Genomic DNA, 25,598 nt, shown 5'->3' with positions numbered 1-25,598 from the left:
ACCTCCGGTCACAGCGGTGTCACAGATCATTTGATCCGGATACGGCGCACGGTGTGCAGTGTCCTGGCATAGGTCCCCGAGGCGTCGAGGAGGGACGCAGCGCCGAGATCGCACAGGGTGGGCCCGTTGACCGTCTCGCGGCTGGAGAGGAATCGGCGTTTGGTCGTTGTCGAGTCCCAGGTGGATGCCGACGTGGTCGATCGTCAGGCTGCCCCAGGTAGGCGCACCCGGCCTCGCCCAGCGCTTGCCTGCCCTGCTCGTCAGGGCGCCCCCTGATTTCGGCCACGCGCGAGGCGCGATCAGCGGCCGTACGGAGGGACCCCAGCCGACGCGCGGCTGGGGTCCCTCGACGCGATGAGCATCTGTCAACGGTCAGCGTTGCAGAGTGAGGACGCCCGGCCGCCACGGCAGTTGGTCGTAGGGGCCGCTCGCGCTGGGGGACTTGCCCTGGTAGAGGAGCTGCAGGTTGCAGGGGTCGATGGTCTTGGTCTGGTCGGGGTTGTTGCGGACCAGGTCACCATGGCTGATGTCGTTGGTCCAGGTGGCACCGCTGTTGGCCTTGCCCGCGAAGGGGTTGGATTCGGTGGCGGCCTGCGGGGTCCACGAACCGTTCAGGCTGGAGGCGGTGAACGAGCGGAAGAAGCGCTGCTCGTTCGCACCCCGAGCCTCGACGATCATCAGGTACTGGTTCTGACCCTGGACCTTGTAGACCTCCGGTGCTTCGAACAGGTTCTTCACCGTGTCGCTCATGACCGTCGTGTAGGACGAGCCGAAGTTGCCAGGGAAGTTCCCGATCGGCATGCTCGCCCGGTAGATCTTGCCGTTGTCACCGGCGAAGAACAGGTACATGTTCTGGTCGTCGGCGATCAGGGTCTGGTCGATCGGGGCGGCCCCGGAGATGCTGCCGGTGAACAGCGGCTGGGGTGCGGACCAGCCGTTGGGGTTGGTGGGGTCGCTCGACGTGCGGTAGATGAAGGGCCACGCACCCCACTGGTACGCCAGCACCCAGATGTTCTTGGGCGCGAAATAGAACAGCGTGGGCGCCACCGCGGCCTGACTCATGCCGGTCTGGCCGGCCGACGCCATGTCCGACCAGTTCGTGAAGGGACTGAACGCCATCGAGCCGTACGACGATCCCGACACGTTTGACGCGTAGACCAGGTGCTTGCCGTTGTACGTCACGTTGGTGAAGTCCTTCAGCGAGACCCACCCGTTCGCCGGCTGCGCCAACGTTCCCGTCGACGTCCACCGGTACGACGACGGCAGAGCGCAGTTACCTCCGCCCGGCGGGGTCGTCCCGGACAGGCCGGTCCACTTCTGGTTGCTGCCGCCGTTGCACGCCCAGATCTCCACCGCCGTGCCGTTGGCCGTACCGGAGCCCGTGACGTCCAGGCACAGTCCGGACTCCACGCCGACGATCGTGCCGTCGGAGTTCACTCGCCACTGCTGGTTCGCACCCCCGCTGCAGGTCCAGATCTGCACGCGCGTACCGGCCGTGGTGGCGTGGCCCGGAACATCGAGGCACTTGTTGCCGAACACGGTCAGCTGGTTGCTGTCCGTCGCCGTCCACTGCTGGTTGGTCCCGCCCGAGCAGTCCCAGATCTGCAGGTACGTGCCGTCGGTCTGGCTGGAGTTCGGCACATCGAGACATCGGCCGGCGGCGACACCGCGCAAGGCGCCGCTGGTGGCCGCCTGAGCCGGGTTGGCGACGAGCATCGCCGCCAACGAGACCAGGGCCGCGATCGCAGCGGCGAGCACCACGGACACACGTCCGCGGTCGAAACTACGTCTGCGCATGGGGACCTCGTTGTCCTTGAGTGAGCGGTTCCGGCTGCCCCGCGCGGAGGCCGGCCGGACTGTCTCGGTGGTGCGGTGCGTAACGGTCCGCGGCGGCCAGGGGCCGGTGGTCGCCGTCAGCGCACGACGACGAAAGCCGGGTTGACACGGTCATGACATATGCATCGTGCGGCGCATCCCTTGCGACTCAGCGTTGCGGCAGACGTGTGCGGTGACGTCCTGCTGTGCGAGTGGAGCGGCCCTCTCGTTCGCCATACCGAACAACAGTCGAACCATCGAGCACTCTGGATGATAGGGAACCGCAGAACGGCGTCAATACTTCTCGCATGATTCGCCGGGAATCCCGAAACATTCGATGCGGCGAGGGGGTCGGGCCAACTGCGTCACGTCGGCCGGCGAGGGTCCGGACGTGTGGGATGCGGTGAGAAGCGCGCCGTGGACTGCTGAGGACGCCGCCCGCCTGACGTAGCGATCCCGGTCCGGAGGCCAAGCGTCACGGTCTTGGCGGATGAGCAGGGAACTGCACACCCGCAGGCACGTGGCATGGACGAGTTCCCGCTTCGAGGCGAAGTGGAGGTAGACGGCCGGCGGGCTGACTCCCGCACGTGTTGGCGCGAGCACGTAGACCTCTTCGGCCTCAAGTGTGACCACGGGCTGCTCCCGTCCCGAGTTAACGACATTGACTTGACGTCGTTAACTCGGGACGTCAATCGTTCAGTTCTGCAGGCGCCAGTGCTGGTTGGCGCCGCCCGAGCAGCTCCACAGCTGGGCTTTCGTCCCGTTGGCGGTCGCCTGGCCGCTGGCGTCCAGGCAGAGCCCCGACTGGGCTGCTGTGATCGTGCCGTCGGGGTTGACGTTCCATTGCTGGTCTGACTGTCCGTTGCAGTCCCAGATCGCCGCCGGGGTGCCGTTGCCCGCTCCCTGGCCGACGCCCAGGCACTTGTTGCCGTAGACGACCAGCTGCTTTCCGGTGGAGTAGGTCCACCGCTGGTTGGAGCCGCCGTTGCAGTCCCACAGCTGTGCCTGCGTGCCGTTGGCCGTGGTCGAGTTGTTGATGTCGAGGCAGCGCCCCGACTGCTGGCCGACGATCTCCTGGTTGCCGGACTGCGGGGGCGGCTGCTGGTCCGAGCCGAACTGGGTGAAGAACTGCCACACCGCCGCCGACGTCCAGGTGCGCCAGCCGTCACCGGTGGAGCCGTCGATGGGACCGGGGTCGTGGCCCGCTCCGTCGAACGCGGCCCAGACGACGGGGTATCCGGACCTGCATCCGGAGTACGTGGTGATGATGTGCGTCAGGCTTCCGTTGGCCGGCTCGGGCGGGTTCTGCGGGGTGCAGCCGTTGGTCCGGACGAAGGTGTCGCGCAGGTCTCGTCCCGACTGGATGGGCAGTACGTTGTCCCTGAGGCCGTGCAGTCCCATGTAGGCGATGGGCTGGTTGCCGCCGTTGCATCCGCTGAGGTTCGCGCCGGAGTAGACCGCGACCGCGCGGAAGACCGTTGCCCGGGAGCAGGCGAGGGCGTACGACATCGCGGCGCCGTAGCTGAAGCCGGCGGAGAACAGCTGGGTGGTGTCGACGCACAGGCCTGATTCGATCTGGTTGACCATGGCGTCGACGAAGGTCACGTCCTGGCCGCCGGGGTTGGCCCAGCCGTTGCCGTTGCCCTGGGGGGCGACGAAGATCGTGCTGTTGTTCGCGTTGTCGGCCAGCCGCCTGAGGCCGTAGTAGGACCAGTTGTACCCGTCCGTGCCGCCCGAGTCGACGTCGTTCGCCGTGCCGCCGCGCCAGTGGAAGCCGAAGACCAGCCGGTAGGGGTGGTTGCTGTCGTAGCCGGCCGGGACCCGCAGGATGTAACTGCGGTTCTGGCCGCCGCTCTGAATCGTGTGGTTGCCGCTGGTCAGCGTCGGGGCCTTGCCGCAGCCCGCGCTCGCCGCGGCGGCGGACCTCGTGGCCGGCGCGGGCGCGCCGAGGGCGCTGCTGAACGAGGTGCCCGCGGTGGTCAGGATGAGGAGCAGTGCGGCCGCGATGGACATTAGGAGCGGTTTACGTTCCATGCTCTCCTTCTTCCGTCGTCGAGTTCTTCCGTCGTCGAGTTCTTCTGTCGTACGGGGAGCGCCGGTTCACACGCCGGTGATGGTCCAGGCGTTGTTGGTGCTGGAGTTCGGGGTCCACAGCACCGTGGTGGAGCCGGCCGTGGTGCTGCCGCTGCCGTCGAGGGCGGTGCCGGTGCCCCGGTTGACGATCTGGTAGCGGTTGTCGCCGAGGCTGCCCAGCGACCACTGCTGGTTGTTGCCGCCGTTCCACGCTTCCTGCCGGGCGGGAGCGCCGTTGGCGGCGTTGCCCCAGCTGTCGGCGGCCATGCCGTTGGTGCGGTTCATGAGGCGGTAGTAGCCGTTGCCCAGGTCGATCAGCTGCCACTGCAGGTTGGTGCTGCCGTCGTAGTTCCACTGCTTGAGGTTGGAGCCGGAGGCGACGTTGCCCCCGCTGTCGAGCACCAGTCCGCTGGTCACGTTGGCGATCCTGACCCAGGTCGTGGAGCCGCCCGGCGCGCCCAGGACGGGGATCTCGCCGGAGAAGGTCAGCTTGACCGTGTATGCCAGCGCGCTGAACGGCGTGCTGGAGGAGGGCATGGTGAGGTGCAGGCCGGACGCGTCCTGGGTCGGTGCGGGCAGGTTGATGTAGGTGCCGGCGGTGTTGCCGAGCAGTTGGGCGCCGGTCAGGCTGCTGAGGTTGATCTGGTTGGAGTTCAGCGTCGTGATCGTCATGGTGCCGCCCTGCCAGCCCAGGGCGGTGGCGTACAGGACCTTGTTGTCCCGGCTGCGGGTGAAGCGGACGTCCTGCGGTTTGCCGGCCACCGGTCCGCTGAACGAGCCTCCGCCCATCTTGGTGGGGCCCTCGCCGTAACTGGACCAGGAGCGGGTGGAGTAGACCGCCTCTCCGAAGCGGCCGAGCCAGTCGCCCATGGCGAGCAGGATGGACTGCTGCCCGGAGGGGATGGTGCCGTCGGCCATCGGGGCGATGTTGAGCAGCATGTTGCCGCCCTTGCTGACCCGGTCGATCAGCGAGTGGAGCATGGCCGGCGTCGAGTAGTAGCCGATGCCCACCGTGTAGCACCAGCTGGAGGAGGAGATGCTGTCGTCGGTCAGCCAGTAGGGGGTGAGCAGACCTGCCGGGCCGCCGCGCTCGAAGTCGAGGACCTCGCCCTTGTTGTTGAGGCCGTCCTTGTAGGTCGCGACCACGTCCTTGTTCCACGCGACGGCCTGGTTGTAGTAGTGCGCGAGGAACTGGAGCCGGTAGGACTCCTCCACCCGGCCCAGGTTGAAGTCCTGCCAGACCAGGTCCGGCTGGTAGCCGTCGATGACCTCGATCAGCTTGTCGTACCAGAGCTTGTTCTCCGCAGCCGAGCCCTGCTGGCCGTAGAGGATGCGCAGGTTCGGGTCGGACTGGTTCGGTACGTTGTCGTAGAAGCCGGTGAAGTGGTAGGCGTGGTGCAGGGAGGCCATGAACTTCAGTCCCTGCCCGCGGATGGCCTGCGCGTGTAGCCCCACCAGGTCGAGCCTGGGGCCGTGCTGGACCGAGTTCCACGGGTTGGCGCGGCTGTTCCACATGGAGAAGCCGTCGTGGTGCTCGGCGACCGGGCCGGCGAACCGGGCGCCCGCGGCCTTGAACAGCTGGGCCCAGGCGTCCGGGTCGAATTTGCCGCCCTGGGAGACCAGTTTGGGGGCGAACTGGACGACGTTGCCCGCCTTGTCGCGGCCACCGTCGATGAAGTTGTGGTACGGCCAGGCCGAGGGGTCGCCGTAGGTGGACTTGTGGTGGTTGTTCTCGGCCGAGCCGCCGATGTACATGTTGCGCGGATACCACTCGTTGCCGAACGCCGGAACGCTGAAGACGCCCCAGTGGTAGTAGATGCCGAACTTGGCGTCCTGGAACCAGGCCGGGGCCGGGGGGTGCTGGTCCACGGAGGACCAGCTCGCGGTGTAGCTTCCGGGGCCGTCGGTCGCGGCGGCCTCGGGGGCGAACCGCAGCAGGCCGACGGCCGTCGACGCACCGGCCGCCGCCAGCAGCCGGCGCCGGCTGAGCGGCAGGGACGAGGAAGTCATGGGGGGCCTTTCAGAGGGATCGGGGAGGCTCAGGAAATCCGGCCGCCGGTCACGGGATCAGTCGCGCGTCCACTTCTGGTTGCTGCTGCCGTTGCAGGTCCACAGCTGCAGCAGGGTGCCGTTGGCCGTTCCGGCGCCGGTGGCGTCCAGGCACAGGCCGGACTGGTCACCGGTGATCGTGCCGTCGGCGTGGAGCGTCCACTTCTGGTTGCCGCCCCCCGTGCAGCCCCAGATGTCCACCTTGGTGCCGGGGCTGGTGCCCTGGCCCGCGGCGTCCAGGCAGTCGCTGCCGTAGACCCGCAGCTCACCGGAGGAGGTGTTCGTCCACTGCTGGTTGCTGCCGCCGTTGCAGTCCCACAGCGCCACCTGGGTGCCGGCCGTCTGCGACTGGTTCGGTACGTCCACGCACCGGCCGGAGCCGACCCCGACGATCGCGCCGGTCGTGCCGCCGTCGTTCCCGCCGCTGCCGGGCGTGATGGACAGGTTGTCGAACTGTGCCGTCTCGCCCTGGCTGGTCCCGTAGCCGATCTGCCCGGCGGCCCAGGTGCCGTCGTTCACGGAACCGACCGTGGCGCCGTCGATGACGGCGGTGATCGTGGTGCCGGAGAAGGTGAGGGCCGCGGTGTGCCACCGGTTGGTGCCGAGTGCCGCGGTCGTGCCGCGGGCCAGGGTGGTGACGGTGCCGTTGGTGTTCGAGTTCAGGATCGACCAGGCCCCGGTGTCGCTCACCCGCAGGCGGTAGGCGTTCTGACCGCCGGTGCGGTCGTAGTCGTGCCCGCCCGCACGGCCGATCAGCTCGGCGTATCCGGGCTGTTCCAGCAGCACGTCCGACGTGAGGGTGTAGTTGCCCCAGCCCACGTCACCGAGCAGGGCGTGCGGATCGGTCAGCGAGTCCCAGGTGATCGGCTTCTGCGGGCTCATCTGGCGCACGCACTGTCCGCTGCGGCCGCCGCCGCAGGTCACCGTCTCGAAGGCGCCCTGCCAGTCCATGAGGTACTTCGCCTCGGTGCCGGTGGCGTAGCCGTCGAAGGAGTCGCTGTACGGCAGCTTCAGCGCGCTGCGGGCGGGACCGGTGGCGGTTCCCTTGCCCTGGCCGGTCGTGGTGGTCAGGGTGTACAGGTGGCCTGGCTGGACGGTCAGGCTGAATCCGCCGCCGGACGGGGTGAGGTCCGTGGTGTGCACGAAGTGGTCGGCCGGGTTGGCGGACCCGACGTCCGTGGACCAGACGTGGACGGTCCCGGCGGACAGTCCCCCGGTGACGTTGAAGTTCAGCGTCTGCGCGCTGCCGGCGTCCATGGTCTCGATGACCGTGGAGTAGTCGGAGTTGTTCGTGGACTTGAGCGAGACGTAGCTTCCGCCTGCGCGGTTGCCACCGATGTAGCCGCTGGAGGCGTCGAGGTAGTGCCATCCGGGGGCGGTGAACTGGCTGGTGTGCGCCATCACCCAGGTGTTCTTGCCGATCGAGTACGCCCCGGACCACGGCTGCGAGGCCAGGGCCATACCCATGGTGGGATACGGCAGGTTGGGGGTGAGCGCGGCGACCACCGGCCAGTTGAGGTACGCGGTCATCCGTCCGTCGATGTATCCGCGGTTGATGCCGCGGGCCATGGCCTGCGCTCCCCCGTTGTAGTCGTCCGAGCCGTTCTCGCTCGCCCACAGCGGCTTGCCGGACGACATGGCGGCCGCGGGCACCGAGCAGGTGGACTGGGACGACCGGTAGCCGCAGGGGTAGTGCGTGCCGATGGCGCTCACCGAGGAGGCGAACGCCGGGTTGGAGTTGACGTCGTTCGCGACGGACCAGTCCGAGTCGGCCGCGACGATCTTGACGCTGCCGTAGCCGTTGCTGTTGAGCGCGCCCCGCAGCTGCTGGTACCAGGAGACGTTGTAGCCCCGCTCGTTCCATCCGCCGAGGTAGTCGATGCTCAGCCCGTGCTGCTTGGCGCAGCCCAGCCACGAGACCAGGTAGTTGACCATGTCCGTGGACCAGAAGTTCCCGTTGCCGATCCAGCCCGGGGCGCCCCAGGCGAGCCCGTACAGCTTGATGTTCGGGTTGCGGGCTTTGGCCTGCTCCATCAGCCACCATTCGTAGCCCCGGTCGCAGTTCAGGTCGGAGCGGGTGTGCTGGTGGCTGGGCTCGGCTCCCGAGGTGGAGTTGGTGTCCCCGCCGATCTCGGCCTTGAGCATCTGCAGGGAGGCGCCGTAACCGGGCCGGAAGAGGTAGTCGAGGACCTGGCCGCGTTGCGGCTCGGGATAGTCGATCAGGAGTCTGCTGTTGCCGCCTCCCCCGCTGATCGCGCCGACGCCGTCGAAGGTCCGTCCGCCGGACGCGCCGTTGAGGGTGATGGAGGTGGCCGCCCGGGCCGGAGCGGCGGCTGTGCCCACGACGCCGCCGGCGGCCAGGACGAGGCCCGCGACCACGGCCGTCGGGACACGCAGGCGCACTAACAGCCGTGCGATTGCTGACACGGTGGGTTCCTTTCGCAGGTGGGGGGTGACCACGTCCGGTGCGGTCGGCGGACGGTTCAGCGGAGGAAGAAGTCCTGGTTGGTGCCGGGTGTGTTCTTGCACTGCCACTGGTCGAGTTGCTGGCCCGCGGTGCTGCCGGCGCCGTAGACGTCCAGGCACAGACCGCTGTTGCGGTTCTGGAAGGCGTAGGAGCCGTCGGACTGGCGGACGGGCAGCCAGAGACCGTTGGCCGCTGTGCCGGGGGGCTGTTGGACGATGTCCGGGGTGCCTGCCGTCGTGGAACTGCCGGCGACCGCCACGTCCTGGCCGGAGCTCTGGGCGCGCAGTTCGCCGTATCCGCCCGAGGTCGGCACGAACTGGAACTGCTGGTTGCTCTGCCCGTTGCAGGTCCACTGGTCGATCGCGGCGCCCGCACCGCTTGAGGCGCCGTACACGTCGAGGCACAAGTTGTTGTTGGCGACGACGAGTTGGTGGTAGCCGGCCGGGAAGCTCTCGCCGCCGGAGGAGGCGGGGGTGAGGTACACGGCGAACGCGTCGTGCGTGCCCTGGAACGTCAACGGGACGGTGATCGAGCCGCCCGAGGCGCTCAGGTTCTGGTCGTAGGCGGTCTGTGGCGCGGCGAGCGGTGCCTGGTCCGGGATGCGGTGCACGGTGACGTGCACGCTGCCGGCGCTGGTCAGCCAGGGGACGGACGACAGGCCGTTGAAGGTGACGGACGCGGTGCCGGAGTTGCCGTTCGCGTCGCCGATGATCGCCACCGCACGCTTGTTGGTGGGGTCCGCGGAGGCGGAGATCGCGGTCGAGCCGACCTGGCCGGAGGTGTCGACGAGGGTGCCGGTCATGTCGGCGTAGTCGCGAAGCGCCCACCAGTTGCCGGTCGGCTGCCAGGTGCCGCCGCTCTGGGTGAGGACTCCTGTCAGGTTGGGGGTGACGCAGCAGACCCAGTTGCCGCGCATCGCGTTGGTGTATCCGGACTGCGCAAACCGCGCCAGGTACCAGGCCGTCACCCCGGCGGTCTGCCGGTCGGCGGGCTGGTACTCGTTCGCGGACAGCGGCAGCGGGCCGATGCCCGCCGTGGTCAGGGCGCTGTTGAGGGACTGGGAGACGGTGACCGGGTCGTCGACATCCCCTTCGTCGTGGTTGGTGATCATGTCGGGTACCGTCCCGGCCGCTTTCACGTGCGCGAGCCAGGTCCGCCATTCACCCGGGTTGCTCTGCGGGGTGAACGCGAGGGAGGGTCCCACGATCTGCGCCGAGGGGGCGAGGCGCCGGATCTCCCGGTAGGCGGTGTCCCACATCTGGAAGTACTGGGCGCTGTTCACACCCCGGGTCCAGAAGGCGGAGATGTCCGGCTCGTTCCAGATGTCGTAGGCGAACGTCAGCCCCGATGCCTGCAGTGGCCCCACGGTGGAGTCGATGAAGCTGATCCAGTTGGAGCAGTCGCCGTTGTCGCACGGGTACCTCGTGGTGGACGGCTGCCCGCCGTTGGCGCCGTAGATGTCGCTGACCAGGACCTGGTACTGCGCGTGGTACGGCGGCTGGGTGAGCCGTTTCGCCTGTGCGACGATCGAGTCGAGGTCGGCCCGAGTGGCCGATCCGTACTGGTAGTTGTCCCTGATCCAGCCGCCGGAGAACCAGCCGCCGCCGCGGAACGCGTTGATCCCCAGCGGCTTGATGAACTGGTCCGCCGGCTGGCTGCCGTCCTGGGTGAAACCGTAGAGGAACCCCTCACCCACGCCGGTCGACGGGCCCCGCGTCGACGCCAGGTTCACGCTCAGCGCCTCGCCCGAGACGGCCCGGCTCTCGGCCGTCGCCGTCAGCTGCAGCACGAACGCCAAGACGATGCCGACGGCCAGTATGAGACGGCCGGGTCTCGCTCTCGTCCTCATTCGGTCCTCCTGGGTCACGTGTCACGGGGTCAGTTCAGTGACCACTGCTGGTTGGATCCGCCGTTGCAGGTCCACAGTTCGACGGGGGTGCCGTTGGCGGTGGCGGCGCCGGTCACGTCCAGGCACAGGCCGGACTGGGCGCTGGTGACGGTGCCGTTGGCGTTGACGTTCCACTGCTGGTTGGCCTGGCCGTTGCAGGTCCAGGTGATGACCTTGGTGCCGGGGCTGGCGCCTTGGTTGGAGGCGTCCAGGCACAGCCGGCTGCTGCCGGAGGACACGGCGAGCTCGCGGGAGTCGGTCCGGGACCAGGTCTGTTGCGCCGCTCCGGTGCAGTCCCGGATCTGCGTCTGCGTGCCCGGGGTCGTGGACGCGCCCGGCACCTCCAGGCACTTGCCCGCGCCGACCGCGTGCAGCGCGGTCGACGTACCGCCGCCGCCCCCTGCGCCGTAGCCGGCCGCGGTGACGGCGGACTGGACGGCGTTCTCGGTGGCGTCGGAGGGATAGCCCGCCGTGATCGCGCCCTCGAAGAACTCGCCCACGCCGTTGGGGCTGTTGTCGCCCCCGGTGCCGAGCAGGACCGAACTGTCGACCTTCATCGGTGAGTAGCCGTTCGGCAGGGGTCCGGAGTAGGTGGTGGTCAGGCCGCCGCTCGCGCCGTTGCCGTATTTGAGAGTGAAGTTGCTGGTGCCGTTGTTCTTCAGCCACGCGCTGACGAACGGGTAGTGCACGCCCTGGTTGTTCGGGTCCTTGTTGGAGCCGGTGTTGGTGTGGAACATGCCGTTCTCCAGGTCGGCCTCGACCCACGGGCCGGTGCCGGTGCAGCCGCCGAACCAGCAGGCGGTGCCCCAGTAGATGGCGTTCATGGTGGCGTTGCCGGTGTCGGTGTGGGAGTTCTCACCGCTGCCGTAGTCGAAGCAGCACCACTGGCTGGTGTAGTTCGACGAGGTGACCATGTAGATGCCTTCGGGCTGGGCCCCGGTGGGCACCCCGCTCGCGTGGTCGATCCGGTAGCCGACGCCGGGTGTGACCTTGACGCCGAACACCTGGTGGCCGGCGGCGGTCACCGGCAGGGCCATGGCGTCCGCGCCTACGTCGGAACCGCCCGGCCCGGGCCCCTTCCAGTAGCCGCCCCAGGAGATCGGCATGTCGTTGTGCCGGGCGCTCTGGTCGTAGATCTTCGTGATCGTGCAGGACGTGCCCGAGCAGAACGACACCTGGGAGGCACTGTCCGCGTATCCGCCGGCACCGAGCACTCCGATGTCGCGGTAGCTGTGGTCGGAGGCCCGCTGGATCTGGTACAGCGGGCCGTTGTAGGCGGCGTAGAGCGCCCTGGTCGTGGCGTGTGCCGTCACGCAGGGCGTACCGCCCGCGGCGTAGAGGTCGCACGGGAGCGACACGTCCGCCGCGCTGTGGGCCGCCGGGTGGGCGACGACCGCCGTACCGGCCCGCGGAGACGTGGCGAACGCCGGTGCGCCGAACGCGGCCACCACCATCGCCAGGGCAACAAGGAGCACGGCTTTCCATCGCCTGCTTCGGCGATCACCGGTTGGTTCGAGCATGGAGACCTCCTCCTGGGTTCGAATGCGGAGTCATCCCAACGTCCACCGCTGGCTGCTGGCGCCGTTGCAGGTCCGCAGCTCGGCGAGGGTTCCGTCGGCGGTGGCCCCTGCGGCGACGTCCAGGCACAGGCCCGACTGGACGCCGGTGATCGTGCCGTTGGCGTTCAGCGTCCACTGCTGGTTGCTCTGGCCGTTGCACGACCAGATCTCCACCTTCGTGCCCGGAGTGGTCTGGTTGTTGTAGGCGTCCAGGCACATCTGGTCGCTGCCGGAGTAGACGGTCAACTGGTCGGACGCGGAGTGCGTCCATGTCTGGTTGGCACCGCCGTTGCAGCTCCAGATCTGCACCTGGGTGCCGGCGGTCCTGGTCGAGTTGGGTACGTCCAGGCACTTGCCCGCGCCCACCGCGTGCACCGCGCCGGTCACGCTGGTGCCGCCGCCGCTGGTGCCGCCCGCGACCCGGTACATCACGGTGCCGTGCGCAGGGACCGAGGCACTGATCGTGCCCGAGGTGGTGGAGGACGCCCCCGACCACAGGTCGGTCAGGGTGTAGGCGGACGCCCCGGTCTTGCCGATCGCGGCCGCGGTCGTGGAGATGGTCGCTGTCGAGCCCGTCTCGTTGAACAGCGCCACCGACACGTCTCCGTTGGCCAGGGGCTTGGCCAGCACGTCCCGGCCGCCCGAGGAGGAGACCATGGTGCCCTGCTTGCCGAGGGGGTCCTGGTCGACCGCGATCACCCGGGAGTTGGTCAGTGTGGACAGGGTCTCCGCACTGGCCGAAGGGATGTTGGTGCCCGCGATCAGCGGTGCGGCCATCTCCGCCCACAGGCTGAACTCGCTGCGGCTCTCGGTGGCCGTCATCGAGCCGTTGCCGACCTCCAGCATGTCCGGGTCGTTCCAGTGGCCCGGTCCCGCGTAGGAAGCGAGTCCCACGTTGCTGTGGAAGATGGACAGCATGCTGGCGAAGTTGGCGCTGATGTCCCCGGTGGTGCGCCAGCTGTTGCCCACGCCCGCGCCCCAGGTCCACACGGTGTCCTGGCCCCAGTTGCACAGGCTGTACAGGATCGGCCGGCCGGTGGCCGCCAGGGCGTCCCGCATCGCGGTGTACCGGCTCTGCGCGGAGACCCCGTTGTTGTTGCAGTTGTCGTACTTCAGGTAGTCCACGCCCCACGACGCGAACGACTGGGCGTCCGTGCTCTCGTGCCCCAGGCTGCCCGGATACCCGGCGCAGGTCGCGGTGCCCGCGTCCTCGTAGATCCCCAGCTTCAGCCCCAGGGAGTGCACGTAGTCGGCGGTGCCCTTGATGCCGTCGGGGAACTTGGCCGGGTCCGGCACCAGACGGCCGCCGGAATCGCGGTTGTGGGTCATCCAGCAGTCGTCGATGTTGACGTAGGAGTAGCCCGCTGCCTGCATGCCGTTGGTGTGCATCGCCTGCGCGGTGGACTTGATCAGCGATTCGGAGACGTTGCAGCCGTACGCGTTCCAGTCGTTGAAGCCCATCTGCGGGGTGAGTGCCAGCCCGTTGCCCAGCGCGGCGGCGGGCTGCGCCGTGCCGAGACAGACGAGGGGTACGCCCATGCAGAACAGCGCGATGGAGAACGCGACCGCCAATATTCGGGTGATCATGCGCATGTCATTAACTCCTGGGCCGAGTTGCGGCAGAACTCGCCGTGGGACAGAAGGACTCAGCGGTACCCGGCCGCGGTGATGTTGGCCTGCACCGCGTTGTCGGTCGCGTCGGAGGGGTAGCCGGCGACGATGGCCCCCTCGTAGAAGGTGCCGGCGCTCAGGTTGGCGCCACCACCGGGCTTGCAGCAGTCACCGCCGCTGCCGAGGACGATGGCGCCCTGCTTCTTCATCGGGCTGTATCCGCCGGGAAGTCCGCCGTCCCACAGGGTGGTCAGGCTGCCGGACTGCGCGTTGCCGCCCTTCAGGGCGAACCTCGACGTCCCGTTGTTCTTCAGCATCGCGGTGACGAACTTGACGGAAAAGGCCCGCTGGTTGCTGTTCCAGGACTGGCTGCCCCCGGAGTACAGGCCCCATTCGAGGTCGGCCTGGACCCAGGGACCGCTTCCCGAGCAGCCGCCGAACCAGCACTGGGTGCCGAAGTTGATCGCGTCCATCGCCCCGGCCGCGTCGGCCTTCCGGGTCGTCTCGCTGTTGCCGTAGTCGAAGCAGCAGCCGCTGTTGACGTGCGTGCCGCTGGTCACCATGTACGCCCCTTCGGGCGCGCTGCCGGTCGGCACGCCCGTCAGATGACCGTCCCGCCAGTAGCTGTTCCCGGGATTGATGTACAGCGAGTACGCCTTGGTGCCCCCAGCGGTCAGTGACTCCGAGGTCGCCTTCGCGGGACTGCTCTGACTCGACCCCGGTACCTGGGCCGATCCCTGGTACCACAGGTCGTTGCCGCGTCCGGACTGGTCGTAGACGACCGTGATCACGCAGGAGGTGCCCCCGCAGAACGAGTCCTGCACCGCCGCGTCGGCGAACCCGCCGGCCGCCCGCACACCGATGTTCCTGGTCGTGTTGTCCGAGGCGCGCCTGACCTGGTACAGGCTGCCGCTGTACGACCCGTAGAGCGCCCGCACGGTGCTGTGCGCGGCCACGCACGGCGTACCGCCCGTGGAGTAGAGGTCGCACGGGCCCGACCCGCCGGTCGGCGGCGGAGGTGGCGGTGTCGGGGTGCTCCACTTCTGGTTGCTCTGGCCGTTGCAGGTCCACAGGATGACGGCGGTGCCGTTGGCCGTGCCCGCCCCGTTGACGTCCAGACACAGGCCGGACTGGAGACCGGTGACGGAGCCGTCGGAGTTCTGTCGCCACGCCTGGTTCGGCTGCCCGTTGCACGACCAGATGATCACCGGGGTTCCCGGCGCGGTCCGGTTGTCGTAGGCGTCCGCACAGCGGGTGCCGCTCATCGTCCTCAGCTCGCCCGCCGAGGTGAACTCGAACGCCTGGTTCGGCTGGTTGTCACAGTCCTGGATGTCCAGCGCCGTTCCCGGCGCATCGACATTGCCCTTGACGTCCAGACACCGCCCCGACGCCGAACTCACCAAGGGCGCCGGTGTCGATGCGAGGGCGGGGGCCGGTGCGGACCATGTCTGCGATGTCGCCAGCATCATGGCCAGCAGCGCCATCACGCCTACGGCGGCGAACGCCGGCAAGCGTGGTCTGCGAGCCGCAGGACTGCGAAGGGAAGAGGGTGAAGGCCGCATTCTGTTCCTCGGGGATGTGGGGGAAGGGGACAGAGGGTGCTGTGCCTGACCGAACGGGATGGTGGCGGGGCACTCGATAGCACCCACAGGAAACACTCAGACATCCCATGTCATAGTGATTCCATAGGCCTCTCATAGAGTCAATACGCCCGGCGCTCCCAATTGAATTCTGATCCATCCCATGTATTGCCCCTGGTCAGTCCGTTATGAGGGCATGCCGGAACCCGCGTCCGGCGACGGCCGCCGTGCCGGACGCGGGGTGTTCGTTCCGGGTCACCTCACTTGAAGTTCCAGTGCTGGTTGGCGCCGCCGTTGGAGTCCCAGATCTGGACCGGGGCCCCGTTGCCGGTCTGCCCGCTGGGGACCTCCAGCGCCCGGCCCGAGGCGACGTTGATCAGGGTGTACGAACCGTCGCCGTTGACGCTCGCCCGCCAGTGCTGGTTCGCACCGCCGTTGGAGTCCCAGATCGCCATCCGGGTGCCGTTGCCCGTCTGGCCGCCGGGCTCGTCGAGGACCCGCCCGCTGGCGATGTTCGTCAGCGTGTAGGAGCCGTCGCTGTTCTGACTCGCCCGCCACTGCTGATTCGCTGCAGTGCCGTTGGCGTCCCAGATCTGCACGGTGGTGCCGTTCGCCGTCTGTCCGCCCGGCACGTCCAGCACCCGCCCCGCGGCGACATCGCTCAGCGAGTACACCTGGCCCGAGACGATGCCGCCGCCCGGGTTGCCCGTACCGCCGCCGAGCGCGGACAGGGAGGCGTCGTAGGCCGGCTTCTTGTTGCCGTTGTTGTCGAACAGCAGCGGGTTCTCCCCGGTCCGCCACGAGTCGCTGTCCCTGATCCCCCACACCGTGATGCCGGTGCAGCGGGCGACGTTCATGCAGGCCCTGACCGTGTTCGCGTAGGCCGTCGACGAGGCCTGGGCGATGTCGAGTTCGGTGATCTGGACGTCGACGCCGAGGGCGGCGAAGTTGGACAGGGTGGTCTGGAAACTGGCGGGCGGGCCACCGGCGCCGAAGTGGCTCTGGAGGCCGACGCAGTCGATGGGCACACCGCGCGCCTTGAAGTCCTTGACCATGTTGTAGACGCCCTGGGTCTTGGCGTCGGTCCAGTTCTCGATGTTGTAGTCGTTGTAGCAGAGCTTGGCCGCAGGGTCGGCGGCCCGCGCGGTGCGGAACGCCTCCTCGATGAAGCCATTGCCCAGCACGTCATGGAACACCGAACTGCGCTGCTGGCCGCTGCCGTTGTCGGCAAAGGCCTCGTTGACCACGTCCCAGGCGTAGATCTTGCCCTTGTAGTGGTTCATCTCGGTGGTGATGTGGTTGTTCATCACGCTGCGCAGCGTGTTCGCGTCCCTGATGGAGCTGACCCAGCCGGGCAGTTGCTGGTACCACACCGTGGTGTGGCCGCGCATCCGTTGACCGTGCGCGATGGCGTGATTGACGATCTGGTCGGCCGGGCCGAAGTTGAAGTTGCCGCGGGACGGTTCGATGGTGTCCCACTTCATCTCGTTCTCCGGGGTGATCATGTTGAATTCCCGGTCGAGAATCGTGGAGTACGTCGAGTTGCCGAGTTTCCCGGCAGGCACGGCTGTGCCGAAATAGCGGCCGCTGTCGGCCGCGGCCGCGCCCAGCGTGCTGGAGGCCGCGTGTGCGGCGGGGCTCGCCGGCCCGGCCAGGGCCAGTACGGTGCCGGCTATCAAACCGGTGGCCGCGGCCAGGGCCTTGCGGAGTTGGGGCTCTACATTGAGCCAGGACATGAGGAATCATTCTCCTTTTGTGTGGGGAGGCGGACACCGGTCACGAGACGGTGCCGCGGTGGAGTGGGGTCACGGGGTTCAGGTGACCGGCAGAGCGGTCCACTGCTGGTTGGCGCCGCCGTTGCAGTCCCACAGGGCCAGTTGCGTACCGTCGGTGGTGGACGCGCCGGGGTCGTCGAGGCAGCGTCCGGAGACCGGATTGCGGTAGCCGCCGTTGTACGTCTGCCATTGCTGGTTGGTTCCGCCGTTGCAGTCCCAGATCTCGATCTTGGTGCCGTTGGCGGTACCGCGGCCGGTGGCGTCGAGGCACTTCCCGAGCGCCCGCAGGGTGCCGTCGGAGCGCGCGGACCACGTTTGCGCGGCGGAGCCGTCACAGGACCGGATCTCCGCGGCGGTCCCGTTGGCGCTGTTGCCGCCGCCCACCCCCAGGCACTGCCCCGCGATCCCGGAACGCACCTGCCCGACCGCGGAATCCGGCGGCTTGATCCAGCCTGCCGCGTCCGCGGCCTGGATCCCCGCGTTGAAAGCGTCCGCCATCTTGATGAAGCCGCTGTCGTTGGGGTGCAGGGCGTCGGACAGGTCCGCGGCGGTCAGGGCGCTCATGTCCACCAGACGTACGTGCTTGCCGGCAGCCTGCTCGGCCTGGACGATCCCGGGCAACTTGGCGTTGAACGCGGGCCGGTTGGCCTCCTCGGTGCCGCTGGTGGAGATGATCACGGTGCCGACGAGCACGGTCGCGTCGGGTGTGGCTCTGGTGATCTGGTCGATGAGCGCGCGGAGCCGGTCGGCCGCGGTCGGGATCTGGTAGCTGCCGTTGAGGTCGTTGGTGCCGATCTCCAGGGTGACCACGTTCGGCCGGTAACGGGCCAGCACGGAGTCCGCGATGCCGGCGATCTGGTCGATCCGCCAGCCGGAGTGGCCCTCGTTGTCCGGGTCGGACATGGTGCCGTTGCGCCCCGAGCCGACGAAGTCCAAGGTGTGTCCCTCGGCCGTCAGCTTGTTCGCAAGAAAGGACCGGTAGCTGTTCCCGGAGGAGCTGCCGACGCCCCAGGTGATCGAGTCGCCCAACGGCATCAGCCGCAGGGGCGTGGGCGCGGCGGCCAGCGTTGCGGAGTGCGGCGCCTCGGCGGCGGCGGCCGCGGCGGGCCACGCGGCGCCCATTCCGAGGGCGACCGCCAGCGCCGCGGCCAAGGGTGCCCAGTACTTCATCATCAGTGTTCCTCACTGGGTGGGGACAGTGGGTGGGGGTGAACGAACCGCCGGTCCGTGCAGGCGCTCCAGAGGCGCGAGCAGGTCAGCGGGGGGTGAAGTCCTGGTTGGTGCCGGGTGCGTTCTTGCACTGCCACTGGTCCAGTTGTTGGCCCAGGTTGCTGCCGCCGCCGTAGACGTCCAGGCACAGACCGCTGCTCTGGTTCCTGAAGGAGTACGAGCCGTCGGTCTGCGCCACCGGCAGCCACAGAGTGCTGGACGCTCCGCTCGCGGCCTGCTGCACGATGTTCGGCGTACCGGCGGTCGTGGAGCCGCCCGCCACCGCCACGACCTGTCCGGAGCTCTGCGCGCGCAGTTGCCCGTAGCCGCCCGAGCCCGGCACGAACTCGAATTGCTGGTTGCTCTGCCCGTTGCAGGTCCACTGGTCGATCGCGGCGCCCGCGCTGGTGGAGTTGCCGTACACGTCCAGGCACAGGCTGTTGCTGCCGATCACCAACTGGTGTTGGCCCGTGGGAAAGCCGCCGCCGCCCGAGGACTGGACGCCCGCCTGCTGGATGACGTCTCGGGCGCCCTGAGGCCAGTTGGTGCCGCTGACCAGGACGTTGCCGGTGAGCACGTTGTTGTGCGGAGGGCCGGTGGCCACGTAGGTGTTGCCGCCGTTGTACCAGTTGCCGGAGAACGTGCTGTCGTCGGTGTGGTTGTTGGCGTTGGCGTTGGTGAGCGCCCAGTTGCCCGCGTCCTGCACCACGTTGGCGGACACCTTCAGGTAGCGGGAGCCCTCGTCGAGGTACAGGGCGGTGGTGCGGTTGTTGTCGTACATGTAGTTGTCGGAGATCACCGAGCCGGGGGCCGCGGACAGGCTGTAGATGCTGCCGCCGTCGAACATCGCGTTCTTGGTGTCGAAGACCAGGTTGTGGGAGACGGTGTTGTTCTTCAGCGTCGTGGGAGTGCTGTAGATCGGCTGGTAGGTGTACGTGCCCCGGTTGACGTAGTCCTGACTGCCGCCCGGGTCGTTCATCCCCCAGCCCCAGCCGATGTCGATCCCGTCGTAGGGCAGGTGGTCGCACTGGTTGTGGGTGATCGTCGCGTTCGTGACGTAGGTGGACAGGATTCCCGCGGTCTCCTTGTAGTCGGTGCCCACCCCGCTGACCTTGTTGTTGCTGATGGTGATGTTCTGGTTGGTCATCTGCGGGTTGGCGGGGTGGTGCGCGTCCGGCTGGATCCCGCCGACCTGGATGCCGCTGCCGGCGAGGTCGGTGAACGTGTTGCCGGTGACGGTGACGCCGTTCGCCCCGAGTCCGGTGCCGGAGGCCGTGGCGACGCCGTCGTTGCCCACGCCCAGTCCGGCCTGCCCGAGTTCGGAGAACGTGTCACCCGAGAACGTGATGCCGGTGGCGGCGGAGACCTGGACGGCCGCGGGCATCTGCACCCAGTGGTTCCGGGTGGCCTCGAACTGTGTGCACCCCGACTTGCAGGTGCTCAGCCAGTTGGCGGGCATCGCGTAGGCACCAGTGATGTGCGCGCCGCTCTGCTGGTCCGCGTATCCGTCGGGTCCGCTCGGGCCCAGCCAGGAGGTCCCGGTGAACCGGATGCCGGTGAATCCGAGGCCGGTCGCGGGTGAGCCGTAGCTGCCACTGATGCCCAACAGGCTCTGCAGCCGGGGCAGTTCGACGTCGAGGCTGTTCGGGTTCTGCCCCGACTGGGCCCGGTAGTAGAGGTCGCCGGTGGACGAGTCGAGGTACCACTGCCCGGCTTGCTTGAGGAAGGCGTAGTTGTTCTCCAGGTACATGGTCCCGCCGGCGAACGGCGCGTTGATGGTGTCGTAGCCCCAGGAGTTGTTGTTCCATGCGGGCTGCTGCATGGTGATGGTCCTGCCGCTGATCGACTGGACCGGCGCGTAGCGGTCGGTGAAGGAGTTGAGGCTCTCGACTTCCATGTGGCTCTGGTCGGAGAGACCGGCCAGGTAGTCGAGGGAGGAGTCGATGGCAGTCAGGCCGGTCTGGGTGAAGGTGAAGCCGGAGCGGGGCACCTGGATCGCCGCGCGCGGTGCCTGCTTGCCGTTCACGTACAGCTGACGCGTATTGACGTCGGTGCCGACGTGGGCCGACCAGATGTTGCTGTTCTGATCATGCACCTGCCAACCAGATATCTGCTGGGCGCCGCTCACGACCGGCTGCTGCCCGGCCATGGCCTGGTAGGTGATCGTGTGGCCGTTCTGGCCGCCGTCGCCGGAGCCGAAGGTCAGCGGCTTGGACTGCCGGTAGGTGCCACCGGCCAGGTGGACCACGACGTCAGAATCGGCCGAGAGCCGGTGCGCGGGCTGCCGCGCCTGGTCGATCGTCGCGAACGGCTGCTCAGCGGTGCCGTTCCCGCCGGGAGCCGCACCCGGGGCCACGTACAGGTCGGCGGCCGCTGCCTGGCGCTCGGCCGGTACGGCGAACGCGGCCCCGGCCATGGGCAGGCTCGCGGCGAGTAGGGCGAACAGAGCTACGGGGGCGGCCCAAAGGCCGCGGAGCGCTCTGGCTCCGGACATCGTCATCCTCCAGTGGGGGGCGGTGGCGCCTGGTGTGGGGCCCAGTGGTTGTTCGGCCGCCGGGGCCGCCTGCATGACCAGCCCCCTCCGGCTGGGGCGAGGGAGCGGGTCACGGGCGTTGGGCCGGCGAAGGCCCGTGTCCGGCGGAGAGCTGGAGCCGTTCCTCTCAGCTGAGGTTCCATCGCTGGTTGGAACCGCCGTTGCAGGTCCACAGTTCGGCCAAGGCGCCGTTGGCCGTGGAGGCACCGGTGACGTCGAGGCAGAGTCCGGACTGAGTGCCGGTGACGCTGCCGTCGGAGTTCAGCTGCCACTGCTGGTTGGCGCCGCCGTTGCACGGCCAGGTCACCACCTTGGTGCCGGCGGTGGTCTGGTTGTTGTACGCGTCCAGGCACAGCTGGCTGCTGCCGCTGTATACGGTCAACTGGTTGGCGGAGGTGCGCGTCCAGCTCTGGTTGGCGCCACCGCTGCAGTCCCAGATCTGCAACTGCGTGCCGGCCGTGGTGGACGAATTCGGGACGTCCAGGCACTTGCCCGCGCCCACCGCGTGCAGGGCGCCGGTGCCCGTCCCGCCGGTCGAATTGCTGTATCCGGCCGCGGTGATGTTGGCCTGAACCGCGTTCTCGGTGGCGTCCGACGGGTAGCCGGAGGTCATCACGCCCTCATAGAAGGTGCCTTGGGCGCCCTTGCTGTTGTCACCACCGATGCCCAGGATGATGGCGCCCTGCTTCCGCATCGGGTTGTAGCCCGCGACATTGGGGCGCGGACCGTCGTAGAACGTGGACAGGCTGCCCGACTGCGCGTTGCCACCGCGGATCGCCCAGTGGTTCGGGCCGCCTTTGACGATGGCGGTCGTGTACCGGTAGTTGATCGTCGGGTCGTTCGCGTTGTAGTGCTGGTTCACCCCGGAGAACAGGCCGTTCTCCAGGTCGGCCATGACCCAGGGGCCATTGCCCGCACCGTAGCCCCAGACCTTGATATTGCCGAAGTAGATGGCCTCCATGGTGCCGTTGCCGTCGTCGTTGCTGTCCGTCTCGGCATTGCCGTAGTCGAAGCAGCAGCCGCCGTTGTAGTGCGTGCCGTCGAAGATCGCGTACATGCCCTCGGGGTTGTCCCCGGTCGCGATGCCGTTGGTGTGGTTGTTGCGGTATCCCGTACCGGGTGCCACGAAGACGCCGTAGGCCTTGTGACCGCCCACCGTGGTGGGCGCGGCCGTCGCGTTCGCGAGGTTGTCGGGACCACCCGCGGCACCGCCGCCGGGCGCCTGGGTCAGGTTGTTTGCGCGACCGGACTGGTCGTAGATGATCGAGATCAGACAGGTCGTCCCCGAGCAGAACGAGTCCTGCGCGGCGGCATCGACGTACCCGCCCGCACTCAGAACGCCGACGTCGCGGGTGGTGTTGTCCGAGGCGCGCCGGACCTGGTAGAGCGGCCCGTTGTACGAGGCGTACAGCGCGCGTGTCGTGCTGTGGGCCGCCACACAGGGCGTTCCGCCGGCCGCGTAGAGATCACACGGTCCGGAGGTGGCGGCGCGGGCCGTCCCGGTCGTGGCCGTGGCGCCGGCCAGCGCGCCGACGGCGAGCACGGCCGCGGCCCCCGCCCGGGCGAATGTTTTCGGCGTAGAGGTGCGGGAGCGCTCCCACGAACGGACAGATGCCTGGTCCGGCCCATTTCCCGGCCTTCCGCGGCGCCGTATCGCAGCGAGCAGTCGTTGGACGCCACCGCGCCCGAACAGCGCGTGGCGTTCGGTCCCTGTGGTACCTGTCGTTCCCATCCGATCTCCCTACCGTGCCAGCGGATCCAGTCGGGTTCTGTGCTGGGAGCGCTGACACATGCGGCAGCGCTTGAAGGTGCCGTTCTTGCAGTGGGATTGCAGAGAGGTTTCGGGGGGAGACGGTGCTCCCGATTCCGTAGGGCTGTCAAGAGTCCGGACATCCTCTGTCCGACTCCTGCGCGGAATCGGTTCGATCGCCGATCTTCCCGGATTCCCTTCCACCGGGCCCCTCAGGCAGGTTCGGCGTGAGGGTGGACGAGCGGTGGTGCGCGCTGTCGTCGGGGCGGCGCGGCGGGTCGCGGGGGTCCGATCGACGGCCGGGCTCCGCTCGCTCGGGCGCACCCCTGCAACGGCGCTGAGCAGGAACGTGGCCGTCGAATATGGCTGACGAGGGGTCAGCACGCACCGAATCGGCTGATGCGCCGGCCCTTCACCCGTGCGTGGGCACCGCCTTCGCTGTGCGGCACGTCATTGACCCCATGTTCCGCCGGTCGCAGCATCCCGTCGAAGCGCTTGCGTGGAACCGATTCGATTCCGGCCACGGAAGGTGTGCGACGCCGAGGGGCGTGACGGGCCCGGCAGTCAGGCGTGTTACTCCCTGCGTACTCGTTGCGGTCGGGCGTTCTGGGTGTTCGGCTTCAGTGCGGCAGTAGAGCGCTACGGCACTGTGGCGCAAAGGTGACGAGTCCGCGGGGCGCGGCAAGCCCGGGCCTTCCAACGTGAAGGTGGGCACGCGGTTATTGATCACGCGGCGAGCGTGAGTTCAGCGGTGTGCCGTCGACGTTCGTATTCGTTGGGGCTGAGGTGGCCGTTGGCGGAGTGCCGACGGCGGGTGTTGTAGCAGGTCAGCCAGGCACATACCGTCCTTCTGCAGGCGCCGGGGTCACCGTAGTCGTGGGCACCCTGGAGGGTCTCGCATTTCAGGGACACGTGCAAGCTTTCGCAGGCCGCGTTGTCGGCGCTGGTGCCGACCGCGCCCATCAACCGGGCGAGGCCGAGCTGATCGCAGAGGCCGGCGAAGGCCCTCGATCCGTACTGGGCGAGTTCAACCAGTCGTTGCAACACCGGGCTGTTGCAGCGAGCGTAGCTGCTCTTCGAAGACCTCGTCGGGTGTCCGCCAGCCGACGACCTTGCGGCTGAAGCAGTCCAGCACAGTCGCGAGATAGAGGAACTCCCCGCCTGCGAGCGGGAGATACGTGATGTCGCCCATGTACAAGCGTCCTGGTTCGGCGGCGGTGAAGTCCCGCTGGAACAGTTCCGGGAACCGGTGAGGTGGCCGGGTCCGCGACGGTGGTGCGGACGCGTCTGCGCAGGCGGATGTCGGTGATGGAGAACCTCCGCGTGATGGGCATCTCCCGCCACTGCCCATCGGTCTTGAACCGCCAGATCACACCCTCGAACTGCTGCCGCAGCCGCTCGGGGTAGGGGCCGTACTCGCCAATCGGCAGGTACGGCCCGATGAACTCCCATTCCCTGTCAGTCAGTTGCACTGGCGTCACGCAAGGAGATCTACCGGTTCAGGCCCCGGCGCGAGGGCAGCTCCCGCAGAATGATCACGGCCCTATATGCGACCTACGATCAGTCGAGACCACGATGAGCAGCCCACAACGCCCCGGCATGGCTGGCAGCGTCAGAGACCAGGGCCGCCAGTTCGGGTTTATCGGGGACTGGGAACGAGACATATGCGCCCCGACCACCAGCGACTGGTCTGCCATAGGCCTTCACAGCGAGGTGACCGTCCGGGAGGAGCCGAACGTTGAGCGTGGTCAGCGTGAATGCTTCACCGCGTCGAGTGTCCGTCCAGCGGAGCGCCTGCGGGATCACGACATTGATCGCCAGAGCACTTACTTCCAGATCGCTGCTCATGGACGGATGATCTCACGCGAGTCGCCGCAGGCGCGATCATGAGGGCTTCCAGGAACCTCCTGGGTCAAGCGATCATCCGCAGCGTTCACGGCAAGGCCCGCCTGTCACGCCTCTACAACGGTCACTCAACCCGCGACGGCTTGACCGTGTCACTGGGCGAGCACGTGGCCATACTCGAGCTGCTCCACCATCGTGACGCCGCGGAAGCCGCCCTCGCGATGCGCGAGTTCATCGCTCGGGCATGGGCGAGCCGCCGACCGGCCCCGCAGCCGTGACGTCACCGACGGGCCCCAGGTCCGCCGGCACCAACAGGCTGGGTTCTCCGGTCATGCCGCCGGCCGATCGCTGAATGGCCGGTCGCCGGTATCGACGATCAGGGCCGGCGACTCATCACCTTCTGACAGCTGCCAGGCATGCGCCGGCGCAACGGTCAGCCGAACAGGCGTCGCTGGATCTCTCGTCGGTAGTCTTCCAGCGTCCGGTCGAGGTGGACGGCCGTGGCCTCGGCGGCCTCGTCGGGGCGGCCGTCGCGAATGGCGCGGTAGATCGCCTCATGCTCCTCGACCGCGGCCGCGGTGCCCTCGCCGAAGGTGTCGTGGACGATCGCGCTGGACTGACGCTGCAGTCGGCGGGCGTCGCGCACCGCGTTGCCGAGAAAGGTGTTGTGCGAAGCCGCGGCCACCGCCGCGTGGAAATCGTCGTCCGCCTGGTTGAAGACGTCGATCTCGCCGTGGACGTAGCCGTGCCGGCACTGCTGCATGGCCACCTCGATGGTGTGCAGTTCGGCGGGCGTGGCCCGAGTGGCCGCGAGCTGTGCGGCAGCCGTCTCCTGAACCCGGCGGAACTCGAACAGCATCAGCACGTGATCGAGGTCCACGGGACGGAAGAAGCCGCCCCGGCGACTGCTGATCAGCATGCCGTCGTCGTCCGCGACGAACAGTCCGCGGCCCTTGTGCGCCCGCACCCGGCCGAGCGCCGAGAGGATCTTCACGGCATCTCGGACAACACCCCGGCCGATGCCCAGCTGCTGGGCCAGGTCCTTCTCGGTGGGGATCCGGTCGCCGGGGACCAGGCGCGATTCGGCGATGAACGCGATGATCCGCTCCGCCACGACCTCGTATCCGGGCCGGTAGTCGCGCCGCTCGTCCGCGCCGTTCACCTCTGCCGCCACGCAGGGCGTGTCGTTCATGTGTCCTGCCTCCGGCTACTGCGACGACGACTGATCATCCTTAAACCGCGTTCATCGTAACCCAAGCGATCTAATAAGTCGTACTCATTTTGGGCTCTTGATCGCGGATTCGCGTACGAATCAGGAGTATTAGTGCCGTTTTAGCAGCGTATATGACTCGCCGTAGTCAGCTTGGCCTGCACGCCGAATCTCAAGAAAAGACCTACACACCCCTTGACTGACTCTTCGGTATGGCGGCTAATTTCTTCCGCG

The 25,598-nt window shown here is 68.1% G+C and carries 17 protein-coding genes and 2 pseudogenes; 1 reads left to right on the top strand and 18 read right to left on the bottom strand.

Annotation, left to right across the window (positions count from 1 at the left end; translation table 11 throughout):
• Positions 1-372 precede the first annotated feature (372 nt).
• The 17 genes and pseudogenes from OHT57_RS45860 to OHT57_RS45780 all read right to left on the bottom strand — a co-directional run bounded on the left by OHT57_RS45860 (position 373) and on the right by OHT57_RS45780 (position 24,157).
• Positions 373-1,797, bottom strand: coding sequence for a non-reducing end alpha-L-arabinofuranosidase family hydrolase (locus OHT57_RS45860; protein WP_328752912.1), 1,425 nt, complete (start codon positions 1,795-1,797; stop codon positions 373-375).
• Positions 1,798-2,109: 312 nt separating this feature from the next.
• Positions 2,110-2,418: a TetR/AcrR family transcriptional regulator gene (locus OHT57_RS45855; RefSeq protein WP_328753523.1), complete on the bottom strand. Its 309-nt coding sequence runs from the start codon at positions 2,416-2,418 to the stop codon at positions 2,110-2,112.
• Positions 2,419-2,511: 93 nt separating this feature from the next.
• Positions 2,512-3,828, bottom strand: coding sequence for a ricin-type beta-trefoil lectin domain protein (locus tag OHT57_RS45850; protein ID WP_328753522.1), 1,317 nt, complete (start codon positions 3,826-3,828; stop codon positions 2,512-2,514).
• 87 nt (positions 3,829-3,915) lie between these two features.
• The gene (locus OHT57_RS45845) at positions 3,916-5,898 is read right to left on the bottom strand and encodes an alpha-L-fucosidase (protein ID WP_328752911.1); all 1,983 of its coding nucleotides are present in this window, start codon (positions 5,896-5,898) and stop codon (positions 3,916-3,918) included.
• 57 nt (positions 5,899-5,955) lie between these two features.
• Positions 5,956-8,364 (bottom strand): ricin-type beta-trefoil lectin domain protein, encoded by a 2,409-nt coding sequence (locus tag OHT57_RS45840; RefSeq protein WP_328752910.1) that lies wholly within the window; start codon positions 8,362-8,364, stop codon positions 5,956-5,958.
• 56 nt (positions 8,365-8,420) lie between these two features.
• On the bottom strand, positions 8,421-10,253 hold the full coding sequence (locus OHT57_RS45835; RefSeq protein ID WP_328752909.1) for an RICIN domain-containing protein: 1,833 nt from the start codon (positions 10,251-10,253) through the stop codon (positions 8,421-8,423).
• A 29-nt stretch (positions 10,254-10,282) separates the two neighbouring features.
• Positions 10,283-11,812, bottom strand: a complete 1,530-nt coding sequence (locus tag OHT57_RS45830; RefSeq protein ID WP_443053568.1) for an arabinofuranosidase catalytic domain-containing protein — start codon at positions 11,810-11,812, stop codon at positions 10,283-10,285.
• Positions 11,813-11,842: 30 nt separating this feature from the next.
• A complete protein-coding gene (locus tag OHT57_RS45825) occupies positions 11,843-13,444 on the bottom strand; it encodes a glycoside hydrolase family 27 protein (protein ID WP_328752907.1) in 1,602 nt (533 codons plus the stop codon).
• Between the two features lie 53 nt (positions 13,445-13,497).
• Positions 13,498-14,946: an arabinofuranosidase catalytic domain-containing protein gene (locus OHT57_RS45820; protein WP_328753521.1), complete on the bottom strand. Its 1,449-nt coding sequence runs from the start codon at positions 14,944-14,946 to the stop codon at positions 13,498-13,500.
• A gap of 359 nt (positions 14,947-15,305) precedes the next feature.
• Positions 15,306-16,778: pseudogene (locus tag OHT57_RS45815) on the bottom strand (endo-1,4-beta-xylanase); the annotation flags it as partial.
• Positions 16,779-16,856: 78 nt separating this feature from the next.
• Positions 16,857-17,990 carry a ricin-type beta-trefoil lectin domain protein gene (locus tag OHT57_RS45810; RefSeq protein WP_328752906.1) on the bottom strand — a complete coding sequence of 378 codons (1,134 nt, stop codon included), beginning with the start codon at positions 17,988-17,990 and terminating at the stop codon, positions 16,857-16,859.
• Positions 17,991-18,072: 82 nt separating this feature from the next.
• Positions 18,073-20,520: an RICIN domain-containing protein gene (locus OHT57_RS45805; RefSeq protein WP_328752905.1), complete on the bottom strand. Its 2,448-nt coding sequence runs from the start codon at positions 20,518-20,520 to the stop codon at positions 18,073-18,075.
• Between the two features lie 166 nt (positions 20,521-20,686).
• Entirely contained in the window at positions 20,687-22,102 is a 1,416-nt protein-coding gene (locus OHT57_RS45800) for an arabinofuranosidase catalytic domain-containing protein (RefSeq protein ID WP_328752904.1), read from the bottom strand.
• 933 nt (positions 22,103-23,035) lie between these two features.
• Positions 23,036-23,353 (bottom strand): integrase core domain-containing protein, encoded by a 318-nt coding sequence (locus OHT57_RS45795; protein ID WP_328752903.1) that lies wholly within the window; start codon positions 23,351-23,353, stop codon positions 23,036-23,038.
• Positions 23,337-23,660 carry a DDE-type integrase/transposase/recombinase gene (locus OHT57_RS45790; protein WP_328752902.1) on the bottom strand — a complete coding sequence of 108 codons (324 nt, stop codon included), beginning with the start codon at positions 23,658-23,660 and terminating at the stop codon, positions 23,337-23,339. The genes OHT57_RS45795 and OHT57_RS45790 overlap by 17 nt, the downstream gene beginning before the upstream one ends.
• Positions 23,638-23,790 (bottom strand): annotated as a pseudogene (locus OHT57_RS45785) (transposase); the annotation flags it as partial. The gene OHT57_RS45790 and the pseudogene OHT57_RS45785, both read right to left, overlap by 23 nt.
• Before the next feature lie 79 nt (positions 23,791-23,869).
• A complete protein-coding gene (locus OHT57_RS45780; RefSeq protein ID WP_328752901.1) occupies positions 23,870-24,157 on the bottom strand; it encodes a hypothetical protein in 288 nt (95 codons plus the stop codon).
• A 38-nt stretch (positions 24,158-24,195) separates the two neighbouring features.
• On the opposite strand from OHT57_RS45780, the gene OHT57_RS47625 reads away from it, so the two are divergent.
• Positions 24,196-24,432, top strand: a complete 237-nt coding sequence (locus OHT57_RS47625) for an FCD domain-containing protein (protein WP_443053567.1) — start codon at positions 24,196-24,198, stop codon at positions 24,430-24,432.
• A gap of 155 nt (positions 24,433-24,587) precedes the next feature.
• Here the strand turns inward: OHT57_RS47625 and OHT57_RS45775 are convergent, their stop codons facing one another.
• Positions 24,588-25,346 carry a FadR/GntR family transcriptional regulator gene (locus OHT57_RS45775; protein WP_328752900.1) on the bottom strand — a complete coding sequence of 253 codons (759 nt, stop codon included), beginning with the start codon at positions 25,344-25,346 and terminating at the stop codon, positions 24,588-24,590.
• Between the last annotated feature and the right edge of the window lie 252 nt (positions 25,347-25,598).

The sequence above is a fragment of the Streptomyces sp. NBC_00285 genome (assembly GCF_036174265.1).
Lineage (GTDB): Bacteria > Actinomycetota > Actinomycetes > Streptomycetales > Streptomycetaceae > Streptomyces.
This window is presented reverse-complemented; position numbering and strand designations above follow the sequence as displayed.